This window comes from Chroococcidiopsis sp. TS-821 (genome assembly GCF_002939305.1).
Classification (GTDB): domain Bacteria; phylum Cyanobacteriota; class Cyanobacteriia; order Cyanobacteriales; family Chroococcidiopsidaceae; genus Chroogloeocystis.
Map to the genome: position 1 here is coordinate 65,992 of NZ_MVDI01000002.1, position 19,651 is coordinate 85,642.

Here is a 19,651-nt window from a genome sequence, read left to right on the forward strand (position 1 = left end):
GCGAGCCTAAGCGTTTAAGACAAACAATTTACTAAAGACTAAAACCACAATGCAGAATCTTGAAACAAATACGGCACAAATTACCACTAAGCAGTTACCAACTGCAACAGAAATCCAAGCCTGGATGGTTGCTTATTTAGCTGACTTGCTAGAAGTAGACCCTGACGAAATTGACGTAACGATCCCTTTCGATCGTTATGGATTAGATTCCTCCGCAGCAGTTGGTATGACAGGTGATTTAGAAGACTGGTTAGAAACTGACATAGATCCAACTCTACTGTACGACTACCCAACAATCGAAGCTTTAGTTCAGCATTTAAGTTCTCAACTCAAAACTAAGTAGTCATTGTTGTCAGGAGAAAACCATGATAACTATCAGTAAAAAATTGACTCCCAAAAGTAAAGAGTTAATTCGCTCAGCGGCGGAGCAAACAAGACACGCTCAGGTGATTCAAAGAACTTACCAGAACAACATCGAGTCTGATTACACAGAAAAACTGACCGAGTTGGGTAAGAACTTTGATTACGAAAATAACCGCGACCATTATTGGGGTATTCCCGAACTTTCGCTGTTGTATGGCACTCCACTGTATGATGCTGCGTCTCCTACGCAAAAGCTAGCCCTCAATCATCTTTATTGGGTGGGTAACTATAACCACACTGCGGTGAGCGAAGCGACAACCAGTATTTACAACATGGTGACCGCAGGCGTGTTTCGCGCAGTTGGCGGTTACGAGAAACTTTGTGACGAACTAGATTTTGAAACCGAACAGGAAAGCTACCACATTCGCACCTTCCAAAGAATTGGTTACAAATCAAAAATGGCGATTGTGGGTAAAGCGACTCTAGGAAATTCGCTTTACGGTAAATCAGAAAAAGAAAGTAAAAATTGGTTAGGGTTTGTGATGCCTCAACCAATACGCAATTACTTTGATTCGAGTCAAGGAAGTTCGCCATTTTCACTGCATCGCGACAAGGCTCTAAATGCGATCGCCAAAACTATGCTGCGCGAGAACAAGCAATATTATTCGCAGTATTTGCAAGGATTAGAAGCAAAAGGCGAACCAATTCCTGCACCTTCGGATGGTTTGGGCGGACGAATCGCACCGCGCTATTGGTTGCGCTTTTTCACACTGCATTGGGGAATGTCGCCGTTTATGGCGTGCCAATATTATTCCTTGCGCTACACCGCAAACGCCATTCTGAAAAACCAAGAATATCCGTATGTGCGCTACTATCGCGAGTTAGAGCGCAAAGGCGAGTATATTCCGACACCAACTGCGGTTTCGTTTTACCACTTGTTAGACGAAGCGTTTCATACTACAATTTCGCAAACACTCGCCAAAGATGTGTATAAAGATTTTCCCAAGCCAACAGCGTACGAGAAATTTATCGCTGGTCTAATCGTCTACAAAATGCAATGTAACCTGCTCAGTGGACTTTCTGGAGTGCTACCAGGACGTTGCGTATACGATGACCCAATGCTCATGGTGTTTTACTACAAACTGTTAAAATCCCCCCTGTTTGGCATGGAAACTAAAGAAGCCTTGGATTGGATGCAAAAGTGCTTCTGTCAAGAACATGAAGGGTATCAGATTGGGCTGAAATATCATCAAAGCCTGCTCGATTTAATGCGGAGATTGTTTGGTCAACTCGATTACCAATGGCGCGTCAACCGCGAGATGGGAGTTATGGCTGCTGGCGGCTCGATTAGCAAAGCCCTACAAAAAAATAGTCAAACTTTTGAGCAATTTTCGCAGTCCATTCTGGCGCAAGAAGCATAAGTATAGACGTCATGAAAGCTCGCACTTGTTGAGATCGGGTAATGGGTAATCGGTAAGGGAAAAGCTTTTAACTCTAGGCAATTACCAGTTACCCACTACCAGTTACCACTTGTCAGTAGTTATGAAATCAGTGGGGCAAACTACAGTATGGAACCCATAGCAATTATTGGTATTGGTTGCCGTTTTCCGAAAGCTAAAGACCCAGAATCGTTTTGGCAACTGTTGCGCAATGGTATAGATGCGATCGCCGAAGTACCACCGCAACGATGGGACATCAATACCTTTTATGACCCCCAGCCTGCGACACCAGGAAAAATGAATACTCGTTGGGGCGGTTTTTTAGACCAAGACCAAGTTGACGGGTTTGACCCTGGCTTCTTTGGAATTTCTCCCCGCGAAACCGAACATATGGACCCCCAACAAAGACTGGTGTTGGAGGTCGCCTGGGAAGCTTTGGAAAATGCTGGAATTGTCCCAGAAACTTTAGCAAACAGTCAGACTGGAGTATTTATCGGTCTGACCAACGCCGATTATCATAAAATTCTCTACAAAGATTCTGCTGCCTTAACTGCCTACAGTGCAACAGGTACGACTCCCTGCATTACCGCCAATCGTCTATCTTACTTGCTAAATTTGCGCGGTCCAAGCATGGCGATTGATACAGCTTGTTCTTCGTCATTAGTCGCCGTTCATTTAGCAAGCCAAAGTTTACGCAATCGAGAGTCGGATCTGTGCATTACTGGAGGAGTCAACTTAATGCTGTCTCCGGAACCGACGATTACCTGCTCTCAATCGCAAATGATGTCGGCGGATGGACGCTGTAAGACGTTTGATGCCAGTGCGGATGGCTTCGTTCGCGGAGAAGGCTGCGGCATTATCGTACTTAAGCGCTTAGAAGATGCCCTGCAAGATGGCGATAATATTCTCGCACTGATTAGAGGCTCAGCAGTTAACCAAGATGGCACCAGTAATGGACTAACAGCGCCGAATGGACCTTCGCAACAGGCAGTTATTCGCCAAGCTTTAAAACAGGCAAACGTGGCTCCAGCGCAAATTAGCTATGTGGAAGCTCACGGTACCGGAACTTCCTTAGGAGACCCAATCGAGGTTAAATCGCTCAAAGCTGTGCTGACAGAAGACCGTTCCCCAGATCGACCGTGCTGGATTGGCTCAGTCAAAACAAACATTGGTCATACCGAAGGTGCGGCGGGAATTGCAGGTTTGATTAAGGTAGTGTTACAAATGCAACACGGGCATCTTGCCCCGCACCTTCATCTCAAGCAACTCAACCCTTATATTTCTCTAGAAGGGACACCGCTAGCTATTCCTCAGTCTTATCAACCTTGGTCGTGCGCTGGCAGTCGGTTAGCTGGAGTCAGTTCTTTTAGCTTTGGGGGAACGAATTGCCATGTCATTCTCGAAGAAGCTCCATCCAATTTAAGAAATACCGATCGCAATTTTCAATCGCTCGACCGCCCGCAACACGTTCTCACTTTATCGGCAAAAAGTGCTCCAGCCCTCGTTGACTTGGCGCAAAAATATAAAGACTTTTTGGTCTCGCATCCAGAAGTCTCGCTTGCCGACGTTTGTTTTACAGCTAATACCAAGCGATCGCATTTTGAGCATCGCCTTGCTGTTGTCACGGCGTCTTCTGCACAGTTGTGCCAGCAGTTAACTGCTTTTACCACCGCCCAAGAGACAGATGGTCTCAAAAGCCAGCACGTCACTCGTCGTAAACCGCCAAAACTGGCATTTTTATTTACAGGTCAAGGTTCGCAATATATAGGTATGGGTCGCCAACTCTACGACACCCAACCGCTCTTTCGGCAAACTCTCGACCACTGTGCTGAAATTTTGCGTCCTTATCTTCAACAACCGCTACTAGAGGTTCTTTATCCCACATGCGGCACTTCACCCTTAGATAATACTGCCTACACCCAACCAGCTTTATTTGCGCTGGAATACGCTTTGTTTCGGTTGTGGGAATCTTGGGGCGTTAAGCCTGATGCAGTCATGGGTCATAGCGTCGGTGAATATGCGGCAGCTTGTGCAGCAGGAGTATTTAGTTTAGAAGACGGTCTGCGACTGATCGCCGAACGCGCCCGTTTGATGCAAGCCTTGCCTGAAAATGGTGCGATGGTTGCGGTCTTAACCGATGAAGCCCGCGTCGCCTCAGCAATTCAGCCTTACGAGCGAGTTGCGATCGCTGCTATTAATGGTCCGCAAAACATCGTTATTTCTGGCGATTGCCAAGCGGTAGAAGCAGTAATCAACAACTTACACGCAGATGGAATTAAAACTAAAAAGTTACAAGTTTCGCATGCTTTTCATTCTCCCTTAATGGAGCCAATGCTCGGAGAGTTTGAGCAAGTTGCGCAAAGTATTAGCTACTCGCCACCTAAAATTCCCCTCATTTCTAACCTCACAGGTCAAGCGATTACAACCGATATTGCGACTCCTGAGTACTGGTGTCATCACGTACGACAACCGGTAAAATTTGCTGCTAGTATGCAAGCGCTTGGTCAGCAGGGCTACAAGCTGTTTGTCGAGATAGGTCCTAAGCCCATCTTAGTAGGCATGGGTCGTTACTGCTTAACAGAAAACGAGATAGCTTGGCTTCCTAGCCTGCGCAGCGGACATGAAGATTGGCAACAAATTCTTGACAGTTTAGCGACATTATACGTATCTGGCATACCAGTAGATTGGCAGAGTTTTGACCGCGACTATCCGCGACGTCGTCAAGTAGCACTCCCAACTTATCCGTTTCAGCGCCAGCGCTATTGGTTGCGATCGCAGCAGAATGGGCAGGCAAAAACAGCGCCTTTATCCCCTAACGTGCAAACAACGACCATCATCGACCTTTTGCATCAGGGGGATACTCAACAGTTGGCGCAATACATAGAAACAGCAGCAGAACTTTCGCCAGAAGATGTCAAATTACTGCCTAAGCTGCTATCTGTATTAGTCAAGCAACACCAACAGCAGCTAACAGCAACATTCCTCCAAGACTGGCTTTACGAAGTTACTTGGCAACCCAAACCACGTCAGGGGACAGACATCCGCTTGCAAGAACCGAGTAGTTGGTTAATTTTCGCTGACAGAATGGGTGTAGGACAAGCCCTAGCCAATCTTTTAGAAGAACGAGGTCAGAACTGTCTTTTAGTCTACGCGGGAGATACATATCAAGCCAAGGAACCAGGTACTTGGAGTCTCAACCCCTCTAACCCAGCTGATTTCGAGCGTCTCTTTCAAGAAGTCGTAGCAACAACAAACCCGCCATTAAAGAAAATTGTCCACCTGTGGAGTCTAGACGCAGAATTATTGGTATTGACTGTTCCGTCGCTAGAAGAAATTCAAGTTCTCGGTTGTGGCAGTACGCTGCATTTGGTACAAACTCTTGCTAAGCGTTATCAACAAGCCTCACCTCATTTATGGTTGGTGACGCGCAAGGCAGTACAACTTTCGTCATCACAGCCAGGAGTCGCTCAAGCTTCTTTGTGGGGATTGGGCAAAGTCATTGCACTAGAGCATCCAAAACTGTGGGGAGGATTACTCGATTTAGCTGGCGATGCACCGCAAGATGAAGCCATTCATTTATTGACAGAAATTGTTGATTCTCAAGGAGAAGAGCAGGTGGCGTTTCGTGAAGGACAGCGCTATGTAGCTCGCTTAGTCCGTAGCGAAGTACCACCGAACAAGATTGCATCTTTCGATGCAAACAGCACCTATCTAATTACAGGCGGGCTAGGGGCATTAGGAATCAAAGTAGCGCAGTGGATGGTAGCGCAAGGAGCGCGATGTTTACTCCTGACTGGGCGTCGAGAACCTTCTATGGAGGTACAACAAGCGATCGCACAGATGGAAACGCAAGGAGCCGAGATTGTCGTCGCGCAAGCTGATGTCGCCGAGTGGCAGGATATGGTGCGCGTGTTTGAACACATCGAAACGGCAATGCCGCCCCTACGCGGAATCGTCCATGCGGCTGGCGTTCTCCATGACGGTATTTTGCTACAGCAAAATTGGCAAGCCTTTGAGCAAGTGATGGCGGCAAAAGTTAAAGGAACCTGGATTCTACACAGCTTGACGAAGCAGTTACCGCTTGATTTATTCGTCACGTTCTCCTCAGTTTCCGCATTGTTGGGTTCGCCAGGACAAGGAAATTATGCAGCAGCTAATGCCTTTATGGATGCTTTAGCTCATCATCGGCGAGCCATGGGGTTGCCAGGGTTGAGTATTAACTGGGGACCGTGGAGCGATGCAGGAATGGCAGCTAACCTGAATAATCGCGACCAAGCGAGATTCACTGCCCAAGGAGTGGAACCGATACCAACACAACAAGGAATGCAAGTATTAGGATGGCTCGCTCAACAGAATAAAACTCAGGTAGGAGTATTACCCGTTAACTGGTCTCAATTCCTCAAGCAGTTCCCTCACGTAGCTGCGCCATTTCTAGAGTCGTTCGCAGCAGCAATTGCAGAACCTTCTGCACCACCGCCAACAAACTCATTTCTACAGCAACTAGAGACAACTCCCCTCAGCGATCGCCGCAATCTTTTAATCGCTCACGTTCAAACTGAAGTAGCTCGCGTGATGCGACTTGACGCGTCTCAATTGCCAGATCCGCAACAAGGTTTCTTCGATCTGGGTATGGATTCTCTGATGCTTGTCGAGTTGAAAAACCGTTTGGAAAACACTCTTGGCACTTCTTTACCGACAACTTTACCTTTTGACTATCCTACTGTGGCAGCGCTTGTGGATTATCTAGTGCAAGAAGTCATGCAAATAGAGTTTAGTCGCGAATCTGCTGGAGAACACCAAAGCAACCACGAACAGCTTGTTGCTGAGTCAAATAGAGATTGCTTAGAGCATTTATCCGATGACGAAGCTGAAGCGCTGTTGCTGAGTAAATTGGACAGCATGAGGTACTGAAGATGAATTTGAAAGAACAAGAATCTGTATCTCCAATCAAGCGCGCCCTTCTGGCGCTGGAGAATATGCAAGCCAAACTAGACGCTATTGAATACGCGCAGAAGGAACCAATAGCGATCGTTGGTATGGGTTGCCGATTTCCGAAAGCAGATAATCCAGAAGCATTTTGGCAACTACTACGCGACGGGGTAGATGCCATTACTGACGTTCCTGCTGACCGATGGGACGTTGAAAAATACTACGATCCTGACCCTGATGCGCTGGGGAAAATGTGTACCCGCAAAGGTGGGTTTTTATCTCAGGTGGATGCCTTTAACCCTGAGTTTTTTGGGATATCAGCGCGAGAAGCAGCAAGCATGGACCCTCAACAACGGCTGTTACTAGAAGTCAGTTGGGAGGCGCTAGAAAACGCAGCACAAGCACCAGAACACTTGTCTAATAGTTCTACAGGAGTGTTTGTCGCGATTTACCTAAACGACTACAGCAAAGTGATGTGGTCGCAAGCGGATCAGTCTCAAATCGATGCGTTTAGCGCGATCGGTAACTCTTTGAGCGTAGCTGCTGGACGCTTATCTTACGTCTTAGGACTGAAAGGTCCGAGTATGGCTATTGATACGTCCTGCTCTTCTTCTTTAGTTGCAATACATTTGGCTTGCCAAAGTTTGCGCCTCAGAGAGTGCGATCGCGCTTTGGCTGGCGGAGTTGGTTTGAACCTCATGCCAGATACGAGCATTGCGCTTTCTAAGTCGCGGATGCTCAATCCTAACGGTCGCTGCCAAACTTTCGATGCTGCGGCTAATGGATTTGTCAAAGGAGAAGGCTGTGGTGTCGTCGTCCTCAAGCGCCTTAGCGATGCTTTAGCGAATAACGACAATATTCTCGCCTTGATTCGCGGCTCTGCGGTTAATCACAATGGTCGTAGTAGCAGTTTGATTGCTCCTAATGGAATATCTCAACAAGCTGTGATTCGCCAAGCTTTGGAAAATAGTGGCGTAACTTCAGACCAAATTGACTATGTAGAAGTTCAGGGCACAGGAACATCTGTTGGAGAACCGATTGAGGTAGCAGCTTTGCAGGCAGTTTATGGACAAAATCGCTCTCCCAGTCAACCTTTGGTCATTGGTTCAGTAAAAACTAACATCGGTCACTTAGAACCAGCTTCAGGAGTGGCAGGTTTGATTAAGGTCGTACTTGCCCTCCAAAATGGGGAAATTCCACCTCACCTTCATTTGCAGCAACCTAATCCTTACATCAACTGGGATAAATCAATCAAGGTTCCTACTTCTCGGCTACCTTGGCTTACCAACGAAAAGAAACGCTTGGCAGGAGTTAGTGGTTTTGGTTTTTGCGGTACTAACGCTCATTTAATTGTCGAAGAAGCGCCGGTTGCAAAGTCAAAGCAAAGTTCGCTCAAACGTCCTTGGCATTTGTTAGTACTCTCAGCTAAGACAGAGAAGGCATTAGTCGAGTTGGCTGAGCGGTACGAAAAGCACTTGGCTGCTCATCCAGACTTAGTTTTAGAAGACGTTTGTTTTAGTGCTAGCTGCGGGCGATCGCATTTTCAACATCGATTGAGTATCGTAGCTTGCTCATCCAGCGAACTTTGTGAGAAACTCGCTGCTTTTCGTGCTGGAAAAGAAGTCGCAGGGCTATGCAAAGGAAAAGTTGCAGATCTCAAGATTGCTTTTTTATTTCCCCCAGGTTTTGAATCCCTGGGACTAGGACGCCAACTCTACGAAACTCAACCAGAATTCAAGCGAGTTTTCGACCACTGTAATGATATTGCGCGTTCCTATTTAAATAAGTCTTTGTTAGATATTCTGTATCCTGAACCAGAAGCAAGTTCTGCTCTGAATGCAAGTGCTGACAGTGAAGTGGCTTTATTTGCCTTGGAGTATGCCTTATACCAATTATGGAAAGCTTGGGGCATAGAACCTAGCATCGTCACAGGTCAAGGTGTCGGAGAATATGTAGCTGCTTGTGTAGCTGGAGTATTTAGCTTAGAAGATGGCTTAAAGTTAGTTGCCAAATCGTCTCCAGAATTCGAGCAGATAGCTCAGCAAATAACTTACTCGCAGCCCAAAATTCCCCTGGTGTCTAATACTGGACAGGTAGTTACTACTCAGATAGCTAGCCCTGAATATTGGTGTCATCGAAAACGACAATCGATTACGACTACCAGTTTAGATACCTTAACGCAACAAGGATACGAGATATGCGTGGCAGTTGGAGCAAACCCTGAAGAGTTATCTGAGCAAATTTTGCTTCCTAGTCTGCATCCACAGAAGAATGATTGGCAACAACTTCTTGAGAGTTTAGGCACCTTATACGCGCGCGGTGCAAAAGTCAACTGGTTTGGTTTTGCAAAAGACTACTCGGGTCAGCGCGTACAACTACCAACCTATCCTTGGCAGCGCCAGCGCTACTGGTTCGAAACTCAAAATGAAACTCATAATGGGCATCAAAAAACTCAATTGTCGACTGTTAATTTGTTTAATCAAGTAGCACCCGAACAGCTAGTTAAGCAACTTGAAAAAACTGGCAAACTTTCACAGGAGGAATTGAATTTAATTCCCAGAATTTTTGAGGTTTTAAAACATTACCCCGAAGCAGTTAGTACGCAAGAAACTGAACGAAAAACCGTGCCACAGTTTAATATTCATTCTCTAACAGCGCCTGATATTCAAGCTTGGCTTGTAGACCGCATTGCTAAAGAATTGGGAGTTAAACCAAAAGATATCAACGTTCGTGCTGCTTTTGATAGCTACGGTCTAGATTCAGTGCTAGCACTTAGCATTGCTAGTGCGGGCAAGCAAGTTCTAGGAATTGAAGTTTCCCCACTTATGTTGGTGCATTATCCCACAATTGAGTCGCTTTCACAGCAATTAGCTAAAGAAATTGAAGCTTCAGAATCCGAAATTTTTGAAATTTAATTTCAAAACTAATTTGAACAATTACAAAATAAGAGAGATTGTATATGAATGTATCTGTGCTGAAAGTATCCGAACTTGTAGAAAATCTTCATCAGCAAGGCGTTCAACTCTGGGCTGATAATGGCAAACTTAAAATTCATTCTCCCAAAGGGATTTTAACATCCGAGATGCGCCAAGAAATCGCGCAGCGCAAGCCGGAAATTTTAGCATATTTGGATGAAAGTAACGGTGTTAGTGATTCGGATGTACGTGAAGAACATCTGAGTTTACCAACTATAGGTCGTCTGATTGGCGGATATTGCGATCGCATGGGTGTTAAACCACCTGCGATCGATTCAACAATCATGGCAAAAAGTTTAGTCGTAACTTTTCGTCCTTTACCACCAGGTTACAACAATAACGCGATCGTGGAATTTAGAAAAAACTTAGAAACTAAACTCGCAGCGTGTGGTGTTCAGATCAAACCTTGGGAACAAGCAACAAAAGAGTTTACATATGAACTCAATATACCATTTATCAATTGGAAGAAAAGCATCAAAACCAGAGCAGTAAAAGCTGGAATTAGTGCAGTTATTGATGTAGAAAGAAAACCGTCTTTGGCAGGTAAGCTAAAGATATGTGTTGTAGAGAATCTCTACAATGGCTACACTCGATTTATTTTGAAAAATCAAAGAATATCTGTTTCAAAAATAGCTCAGTTTATCAGTTGGGCTGAAGAAAATGTTCGCTCTATTGAAGACCCAACAAATACTCAAGTTATCGTTTTAACAGAACTCGATAAAAAAATCACTGACTCGCAAGTTCCTTATCAACAAAAGATTCCAATTGGAATTAATACATTAGTCAGAACGTTTTCTGAGATTGCGATTGGAGTCTCGCCGACTCACATTTCTATTTTAAATATGAATCTTTCTGATTCAATATTTCCTGTAAATGAGATAGACCGATTCGTTCTCAAATCATTAATTCCTAAAATTTATGTACCGATAATGCCATTGTCAATGCGGCAATTTCAAGTAGGAACTTATGACTCAACTCAATCGGGCTTTGCTGCTAAGTTGGTAAAAATGGGTCAAGAGTTAGCTTCAACAAATCTCTTACCTGCTGGCTTCAAAATCAATAACGTCATTAAAAGGAAGTCACACCGAGATATCGTTGACTGGATGATGGATGGTAGGACAGGTGTTTCTTATGGATTTGTTGCTTATGCCGAACCGCCACAATATATAGGAGCAAGAGAAATATCTGAAGATGAATGGCTCAATTTGTTGCCAATAGAAGGATATAGTAGCGCTGAAGTACGGCAAAATCAAGCTGGTAGGCGATACGTAAAAACAAAAATAGCAGATAAATACGTTTATCAGCAAGTTCCTGATATTTGGCTACTTACTTCTCGTTCAGGTTCCAAGAAAACAGATTTAAGTTTAGAGCGTGACATTCTTAGAGTTGGTTTAAAAGACAAATTATATCTGCAATTACCAGAGGGTGTCGATCCAGCAGTAGCAGATATCAAGCCTTCTTACGATATCTACGTCATGGTAGCGATCGCCCTAGCGACTGCTTTGTATGCACCAAAACTAATCGAAGACGGTGCGCCCATCGTTCATTTTCATGGATATCCATCAATTCAGTGGTTTGAAACTCATCAATATTGCACTGGTGTAGACAATCCTTCAGTTCCTTGTGGAACCTATGAATCGGGAGTTTTCAATTTTTTAGGTATATACAATTTAGTCAACAAATACGGTAGCAATATTACCTTAGCCTGTTTAATTGAACCAGATCACGGCACAAATATCATCACCTCTAACTGGGAGTATTTAGTTGCCAAAATTAAATCTGGTGTTGAACAACAACAAATTGAGTTAGGCGGTAAACATTTTCCTTCGCTTAAAGAAAACATTGCTGTTAGCTGAATTGCTAGCAATGAATCAGGATATTAACCATGACAATTATTGCAGGTCAGACAGTACTATTAACGGGTGCTTCGCGTGGTATTGGAAAGTCGATTGCTCATCATTTGGCGAAAAAGAAGGCAACTATTATTGGTGTTGCGCGATCGCCAAATGAGTTAAATAAAGTTGCAGCTGACGTTGAAGCTTTGGGTGGTAAATGGATAGGTATTCCCTTTGATATAAGTCAGTTAGAAGAACTACCAAACTTAATTAAAAAAATTGAGCAAATTACAGATTCAATTGACATTTTAATCAACAATGCTGGTATAGAAATCTATCGCTCTTTTGCAGATTATTCCCTAGCAGAAATTCAGTCCATATTGACAGTTAATTTACTGGCTGCAATGGAATTAACTCGTGCTTTCTTGCCTAGTATGTTATATCGACGTAAAGGTCATATTGTCAATATTGCCTCTTTAGCAGGTAAAAAAGGTGCTCCTTACAACAGTGTTTATTCGGCAAGTAAAGCTGGCTTATTGATGTGGACTGATGCACTTCGACAAGAACTAGCGGGTACTGGTGTCGAAGTTTCTGCAATTTGTCCAGGATATGTTTCTGGGCAAGGAATGATTGCTGATAGCGGCGTGCCAATACCAAAGTTAGCTGGTGCATCGACAGCCAACGATGTTGCGATCGCACTTGTCAAAGCAATCGAGCAAAATAAGGCTGAAGTTGTTGTTAACCAAGACGTTGTAACAGAAACTTTTTCAAAAATAGTATTTGCCATCGGACAGTTTTTTCCGCGATTTGGAGATGCTTTTTATCGGTTAATTCGAGTAACAGAGCTAAACCAAAAGCGGATAAAAAATCAAAGTTCAGAGGTTGGAGTTAAAAGTTAGCAATGGTAGCAGTTGAAGAAGCGTGCGGACGTTTCCTCTGCTATGCCGTAAAAATTAAGCCTAATCGAATCAGTAGTAGAAATAGGAGTACTGTGATGAAAAAAGTCTATTTAATGATGTATGACTTAGGCGCAGGTCATCGTAGTACTGCCAACGCTTTAAAAACAGTTATTGAACAACGAAAACTACCTTGGAAAATTCATATAGTTGATGCATTTAAAGAAATTATTGGAACGACGGCTCCTCACTACGTTTATAATAATTTGATTCTCAAAAAAACTTGGGCAAAAATTATTAATGACCCTTTATTAGTTCCCTCGTTTAAGTTACAAATACAACTGAGTCATTTTGCTTGGTTAGGGCGTTTTAAAAAGTTTTGGCAGCAGCATCAACCCGATCTAGTCGTCGCACTATTACCTTATACCAATCGACTAATTTACGAAAGCTTGCAGGCAGTATGTCCTAGTGTTCCTTTCGTTACGGTCATTACAGATCACGCCGATTGTCCGCCCCACTTTTGGATTGAACCACAAGAACAATTTTTAATTTGTCCTACACCGACAGCAGTTACTCAAGCCAAACATCTGGGTTTTCCGCAAGACAAAATCTTCTGCACATCAGGAGTTGTTATTCATCCTCGATTTGCTGAACCGATCAAAGTAGATCGTCGCAATGAAAGACAGCGACTCGGACTAGATCCTGATTTACCTACAGGCTTAATTACTTTTGGCAGTCAAGGCTCAAAAGTGATGCTAGAGATTGCCGATAGTTTAGAAAAATCGTTACTGAATCTACAACTTATTTTTATTTGCGGACGCAACGAAGAAATTGCAAATATTCTGCGTCGTCAACAAAGTCGTTTGCCAAGATTCATCGAAACATTCACAAGTGAAATTCCTTACTATATGCATTTGTCAGATTTCTTCATCGGTAAATCTGGCTCAGTAGGTGTGAGTGAAGCAGTAGCGATGAACTTACCAGTCATTACTGATTGTAATGCCTTGAGTATGTTTCAAGAACGTCCTTCTGCTGCATGGATTGCTGAAAATGAAATTGGAATTGTCGTTAAAGATTTTCGCGATATTAATCAAGCTGTCGCTAAGTTAATTCAGCCGGAAAATTTAAGGCGTTACCGTGCTAATGCAGCAGCTATGGATAACCGCGCAGTATTTGAAGTTGTTGAGATTTTAGAAAGAGTTTTAGAAAACTCCTTCTTAGAAGCTACACAAATAGTTCGCGTTTGAGTGAGGTGAGTGCGAAACACCTCATTTCAGCCTCAAGAAATCCTTGATTTAATAAGGAGTAAATTAATGAAATTTGATTGGTTAATTATCGGGGCAGGATACTCAGCTTGCGTACTAGCTGAGCGCATTGTAACGCAGCTTGGGCAGAGAGTTTTGATTGTTGAGCGGCGAGATCACATTGGCGGAAATGCGTACGATTACTATAACGAACATGGCATTTTAGTTCACAAATATGGACCGCATATTTTTCACACAAAGTCTAAGAAAGTGTGGAATTATTTGTCGCAATTTACAGAATGGAGACATTACCACCATCACGCGCTAGGAGTCATAGAAGGGAAAAAAGTTCCTATTCCCTTTAATCTTAATTCGTTGTACGCACTTTTTCCGCCTAAATACGCAGAAAAGCTAGAAAATTTACTTCTAGAACACTTTGGTTTTGGGGTAAAAGTTCCTATTCTCAAATTGCGTGAAAGTGCAAGTGGAGACTTAACTTTCTTAGCTGACTACATTTATGAAAACGTCTTCCTGCGCTATACGATGAAGCAGTGGGAGTTAAAACCAGAAGAACTAGATCGCGGAGTGACAGGGCGAGTTCCAGTATACATTAGTCGAGATAATCGGTATTTCCAAGATCCGTATCAAGCAATGCCTAAGCACGGCTACACCGAGATGTTCCGCCGCATGCTGGCGCATCCTAACATTAAAATCATGTTGAATACAGATTATCGCGAGATTATCAATGACGTTAAGTTTAACCGCATAATCAATACTGGACCAATTGATACTTTCTTTGACTATATGTATGGGGAGTTACCCTATCGGAGTTTAAACTTTGAGTTTCAGACTTTGGAGCAAGAATGGTATCAAGAAGCCGGTACTGTTAACTACCCGAATGACTACGATATTACTCGCATCACTGAGCAAAAATATTTGACAGGGCAAACCTCAGATAAAACTACTGTGATGCTGGAATATCCTCAAGCTTATGTCCCAGGGAAAAACGATCCTTATTATCCAATTCCGCGCGAGGAAAACCGCGATCGCCTCAATCTTTACCTCAAAGAAATCGAGAAACTCAATGGTTCGGTAATATTTGCCGGACGATTAGCAGATTATAAATATTACGACATGGATCAAGTCGTGGTCAGGGCGCTTGGCGTGTTTGAAAAGGAAATCGCTGCTGTTTGAGACTATGACGTTCGCGCGGAAAATTTTTTATGGAACCTTTAACACAAAATCAGACAACAAGCAAGCAACGCTTAGAGTGCTTGATGTGTCACTATCGTGTCAATCCGCTTGATGAATCTGCATTTTATACGTTCCGTTGCAATGTCCGAGCCTATATGGACGAAGAGTTCAAGGTTTGGCGATGTCCTGATTGTCAGACGATTCACTGTCTAGACGTTGTCGATCTTGACCGCTATTATGCAAAGTTCCCGATTTTTCAAGCTGAGTTAACGTGGTCTTATCGATTTATCTATCGCAAGCTTTGCAGTCGATTCACAAAGCATGGGTTTTCCCAGAATCACTTGTTGCTAGATTATGGCTGTGGTGCTAATGGGTTGTTTGTGCAATACCTGCAAGAACGCGGCTTTCAGAATACTTATGGATATGACCCCTACGGACCAAAAGATGGCTTCGGCGATCGCGCCATCCTCCAAAACGGACCTTTCGATTACATTTCACTTCAAGATGTTATCGAACACGTTGAAGATCCTCATGAGTTATTGAGTGAGTTAGATAGCTTGCTTGCTCCTGGAGGTTATATTCTCATCGGCACGCCTGACGCTGCTCGTCTCCATCTTAACCGACCAAACTCACCTGATGACTACAATTTAGTTCACGTTCCCTACCACCTACATATTTATACACGTGAATCGCTCGAATCTTTAGGGCGTCATCAAGGATGGGAAGTTGTAGATTTCTTCAATCGCGGATACGACGATACACCTTGGTTTGGTTTCAACGTTCGCACTTGGAACGCCTACGTGAGTTTAATGGATGGTTCTGTCGATGTTGTTTTTGAACCACTCAAACTAGGAAAAGCGTTTACCTCACCTAAATTTATTTTCTACGCTACTTTCGGCTATTGGCTTAGTTTTTACTCGCGGATGTCTGTGATGTTCCGCAAAAGCAGTTAGAGCGCAAATTAGTCCACAATGATGAATCCACAAGTCACAATCGTTGTTTCCCCGCGCGAGCGTTTTAGCTACACTCGCGAATCTTTAGAAAGTCTTTATGCACACACAAACATTCCCTTTAAGTTAGTTTATGTCGATGGCAACTCGCCGCCAGATGTACAGCAATATCTCGCAGCACAAGCCCAAGAAAAACATTTTCAACTGATTCGTACCGATTACTACCTCTGTCCTAATCGCGCTCGAAATCTTGGTTTAGCTGCGGTTGACACAAAATATGTCGTGTTTGTTGATAACGACGTCATTTTTTCGCCAAATTGGTTGGATGCTCTTATCAACTGTGCTGAAGAAACAGAAGCAACCGTTGTTGGACCATTGGTCTGTCAAGAGCAACCCGTACATGAAATTATTCACTTTGCTGGCGGCGAATGTCACATTGTTCTCGATGCCAAAGGAAGACGTCGCCTGCGCGAGAAGATGTACAGACAAGGTCAAATGGTAGCAGAGGTACGTCATAAGTTGCAACGCACTCTCACAGAGTTATCAGAGTTCCATTGCGTGCTAGTGCGGACGGCGATATTTCACAAAATTGGCGGCTTTAATGAATCGATGTTCAATACAAAGGAGCACTTAGACTTTTGTATGGACGTAGTCAAAGCAGGAGGTACAGTCTACTTTGAGGCTGATAGCATCGTTACTTATGTAGCGCCACCACCTCTAAAGTGGACAGATTTACACTTTTATATGCTGCGGTGGAGTGATGCTTGGGAGTTAGCTAGCTTAAAACACTTGCGAGAAAAGTGGGGCTTAGCCGAAGACGGGTACTTTCAGCATAAATACAAAATTTTGGGATGGAGACGCGTCCATGCAATTTATCTTCCGCTCATTCGGAAGTTGACTTTAGGTGTCGAAAATCAATGGCTGGAAAACGCTCTCATCTATGGGTTAGCACCTATAGAAAAGTTATTCAATCGCTACCTCACAAGTCAATACGCCAAGCACCACCTCAAACCACAGTCTCCATCGCCAACACATCCGACCTCAGTCACATTCATGCCTGGTAGTTGAAGGCATAGCACAATGAAGATTCTTCTACTTCACGACTATGGTACAGCAACCGGAGGAGCCGAACTGCAAATACTAGCTTTGCGGAAAAATTTGCGCGATCGCGGTCATGATGCGCGGCTATTTGCTAGTCGTGGCACGTTAGTTCCTGGCAGTCCCGTTTTAGCAGATTACACTTGCTTTGGCACGACATCAATATCGCTGCAATTTCTCTCAAATACTATTAATCCCTCGGCTTATTTTAACTTGCGTCGCGCTCTGCAAGAATTTCAACCGGATGTCGTGCATATCCGGATGTTTTTGTGGCAACTTTCGCCGTTAATTCTGCCACTGCTGAAAGACATACCGTGTTTGTATCAAACTGCCGTCTACAAAGCAATTTGCCCAGTAGGGACAAAACTATTGCCCGACAAAAGTCCGTGTCACGAACCTCCTGGAAAAGCTTGTTTGCGTCATGGCTGTTTGGAAGTACCAGCAACATGGCCAGTGTTTATGCTACAACAGCAGCTTTGGCAAAAGTGGCGCAATGCTATCGACTTAGTCGTAACGCTAAGTCATGCCATGAAAGCAATTTTTGCAACCGCAGGAATTGAACCGATTGAAGTCGTGCATAACGGAGTTCCGGTTAGACCAATACGTTCGTCGTGTCTTAGCGAGCCGCCAACTGTAGCTTATGCAGGTCGATTGGTTGCTGAAAAAGGCGTGGGAGTTTTGTTGCAAGCCTTTGCCCGCGTTCAAACGCAGATTCCTCAAGCGCAGTTAGTGATTGCAGGTCAAGGTGCAGAAGCAGAAAATCTCCAAGCCTTAGCCGCCGAATTAAACCTTGGCGATCGCATTGTGTGGTTGGGTCATTTACCTCGCCAAGCTATGGAACAACACTTCGACACAGCTTGGGTGCAAGTTGTGCCTTCACTATGGGCAGAACCGTTTGGTAATGTGACGACAGAAGCGATGATGCGAGGTACAGCGGTCATTGCTAGCCGTGTTGGCGCGCAACCTGAGATTGTCCGCGATGGCGAGACTGGTTTTTTAGTACCGCCGAATGACGTTGATGCTTTAACTACTGCATTGCTGAGTTTATTACAAAATCGCGATCGCGCTGAAAAAATGGGGAGGGCTGGTCGCGATCGCGCCTTGAAGAACTTTAGTGAAGATAAATGTACTGAAAAATTTCTAGAAATCTACCAGCGATTAATTGCATCTTACAGCACTCATCGCGTTCGTCAAACTTCCAGGATAGCACCCTTTAGAGAAACCGCCTCATGACTCCAGACCCTGTGCGTGTTGATTCTAATCAATACATTCAAACTGACGCACTCAATGCGCAGTTGCAAAAGCGATCGCGCAAGTCTGGCTTGGTGACAGTGGCGGCTCAACCAATTAAGGTCGCTTTAGGAATTGGCTCAACGGCTATCTTGGCAAGACTGCTTACACCAGCAGACTTTGGCTTACTGGCAATGGTTGCTCCCCTGTTGAAACTCGTTGATAGTTTAGCAAACCTTGGTTTAGAAACTGCCACAGTCCAACGCGAAAAATTAGATCATCAACAAGCAAGTGCTGTCTTCTGGTTATCTTTGAAAATTAACGCAGTCGTCCTCGGTTTGATGGTTTTAATGGCTCCTGTCCTGGCGCGATTCTACCAACAAAACGAGCTAACAGAAATAACAATCGCGCTGGCAGTTGGTGTTTTGAGTTTGTGTCTCACGTTTCAGCACAAATCACTTCTCAAGCGACAAATGCGCTTTGAAGCAATCACTGCAATTGAAATCGGTTCGCTACTTGCAGGTGCAATTAGTGCGATCGCGGCGGCTTGGTTGGGTTTGGGGTACTGGGCGTTAGTTTTACAGATTGTCGTGATGCAACTTACTCAAAGCATTGCAAGTTGGTTTGTGTGTGGTTGGCGACCAGCAAGATATGTCAAATCAAATGCTTTAGATTTCAATTTGCGGGCAATGGTTGCTTATGGAGCACACTTAACTGGGTTTCGCTTTCTGACACGTATTGGAATGTCACTTGACCGCATTCTCATAGGCTACTTGAGTGGTGCGGGCGCACTCGGGTTTTATGCGGTTGCTTACCAGTGGGCGTATTTTCCTTTTGAGCAGATTTATCATCCTCTGTTCGATGTTGCGGTGTCGAGTTTTAGTCGGACTCAGCACGATCCCCAACTGTACCGCGCTTACTGTCGGCGGGGGTTGATGCCAATTTTTGCCTTTTCTATGCCCATACTGGCGTTTGGTTTTGTTGTCGCACGCGATATTGTTCTCTTACTCCTAGGAAACCAATGGTTACCAGCCGTTCCTTTGCTTCAAGTTTTGGCGATCGCTGTATTCGTCGGTAGTATGTATCGCGTTACCAAATGGCTCTATGTATCAACAAGTCAAACCGATCGACAGTTACGTTGGGGTTTAATTCATACTCCTGTGATGATTGGCGCTGTCGCCATTGGTGCTATGTGGGGAGCGTTTGGGGTTGCTGTTGGTTATGCAGCGGGAATTTGTTTACTAACTTATCCTTCAGTTGCTTTTTGTTTAAAAACTTCGCCGCTATCAACATCGGATTTTTTTGGTGTTGTTTGGCGACCAGCATTTGCTTCGATTATCGCCGCCATCATTCTTTATGCAACTCAATTTGCTTTACCACTCAACCAGGGTGTTTTGAGTTTACTACTCAAGACGATCGTTTTTAGCGTGTTTTATCTGCTGTTATGGATACTTTTGGGAGGAATGCAACTATTCAAGAGCTCTAGAAATTTGTAAAG

General features: G+C 44.1%; 12 protein-coding genes. All 12 read left to right on the forward strand.

All coding sequences use genetic code 11. The features are described 5' to 3' along the window. Positions 1-49: 49 nt before the first annotated feature. The 12 genes from B1A85_RS07965 (at position 50) to B1A85_RS08020 (ending at position 19,649) form a co-directional block, all read left to right on the forward strand. Positions 50-343, forward strand: coding sequence for an acyl carrier protein (locus B1A85_RS07965; protein WP_104546384.1), 294 nt, complete (start codon positions 50-52; stop codon positions 341-343). Between the two features lie 22 nt (positions 344-365). Further along, the gene (locus tag B1A85_RS07970) at positions 366-1,784 is read left to right on the forward strand and encodes a hypothetical protein (RefSeq protein ID WP_104546385.1); all 1,419 of its coding nucleotides are present in this window, start codon (positions 366-368) and stop codon (positions 1,782-1,784) included. Between the two features lie 147 nt (positions 1,785-1,931). Continuing rightward, entirely contained in the window at positions 1,932-6,713 is a 4,782-nt protein-coding gene (locus B1A85_RS07975; RefSeq protein ID WP_104546386.1) for a type I polyketide synthase, read from the forward strand. Between the two features lie 2 nt (positions 6,714-6,715). Beyond that, positions 6,716-9,646, forward strand: coding sequence for a type I polyketide synthase (locus B1A85_RS07980; protein WP_104546387.1), 2,931 nt, complete (start codon positions 6,716-6,718; stop codon positions 9,644-9,646). A 44-nt stretch (positions 9,647-9,690) separates the two neighbouring features. Beyond that, entirely contained in the window at positions 9,691-11,562 is a 1,872-nt protein-coding gene (locus B1A85_RS07985; RefSeq protein WP_210404301.1) for a hypothetical protein, read from the forward strand. A gap of 29 nt (positions 11,563-11,591) precedes the next feature. After that, the gene (locus B1A85_RS07990) at positions 11,592-12,440 is read left to right on the forward strand and encodes an SDR family oxidoreductase (RefSeq protein WP_104546388.1); all 849 of its coding nucleotides are present in this window, start codon (positions 11,592-11,594) and stop codon (positions 12,438-12,440) included. A gap of 95 nt (positions 12,441-12,535) precedes the next feature. After that, positions 12,536-13,684 carry a glycosyltransferase gene (locus B1A85_RS07995; protein ID WP_104546826.1) on the forward strand — a complete coding sequence of 383 codons (1,149 nt, stop codon included), beginning with the start codon at positions 12,536-12,538 and terminating at the stop codon, positions 13,682-13,684. A 66-nt stretch (positions 13,685-13,750) separates the two neighbouring features. After that, complete coding sequence (gene glf, locus B1A85_RS08000) at positions 13,751-14,875, forward strand: UDP-galactopyranose mutase (protein WP_104546389.1); 1,125 nt, start codon at positions 13,751-13,753, stop codon at positions 14,873-14,875. Positions 14,876-14,904: 29 nt separating this feature from the next. Then, the gene (locus B1A85_RS08005) at positions 14,905-15,828 is read left to right on the forward strand and encodes a class I SAM-dependent methyltransferase (RefSeq protein WP_104546390.1); all 924 of its coding nucleotides are present in this window, start codon (positions 14,905-14,907) and stop codon (positions 15,826-15,828) included. Positions 15,829-15,846: 18 nt separating this feature from the next. Next, positions 15,847-16,893, forward strand: coding sequence for a glycosyltransferase family 2 protein (locus B1A85_RS08010; protein ID WP_104546391.1), 1,047 nt, complete (start codon positions 15,847-15,849; stop codon positions 16,891-16,893). Between the two features lie 12 nt (positions 16,894-16,905). Further along, entirely contained in the window at positions 16,906-18,156 is a 1,251-nt protein-coding gene (locus B1A85_RS08015; RefSeq protein WP_104546392.1) for a glycosyltransferase family 4 protein, read from the forward strand. Beyond that, positions 18,153-19,649 (forward strand): lipopolysaccharide biosynthesis protein, encoded by a 1,497-nt coding sequence (locus B1A85_RS08020; RefSeq protein WP_104546393.1) that lies wholly within the window; start codon positions 18,153-18,155, stop codon positions 19,647-19,649. Before B1A85_RS08015 ends, B1A85_RS08020 begins: the two co-directional genes overlap by 4 nt. Positions 19,650-19,651 lie beyond the last annotated feature (2 nt).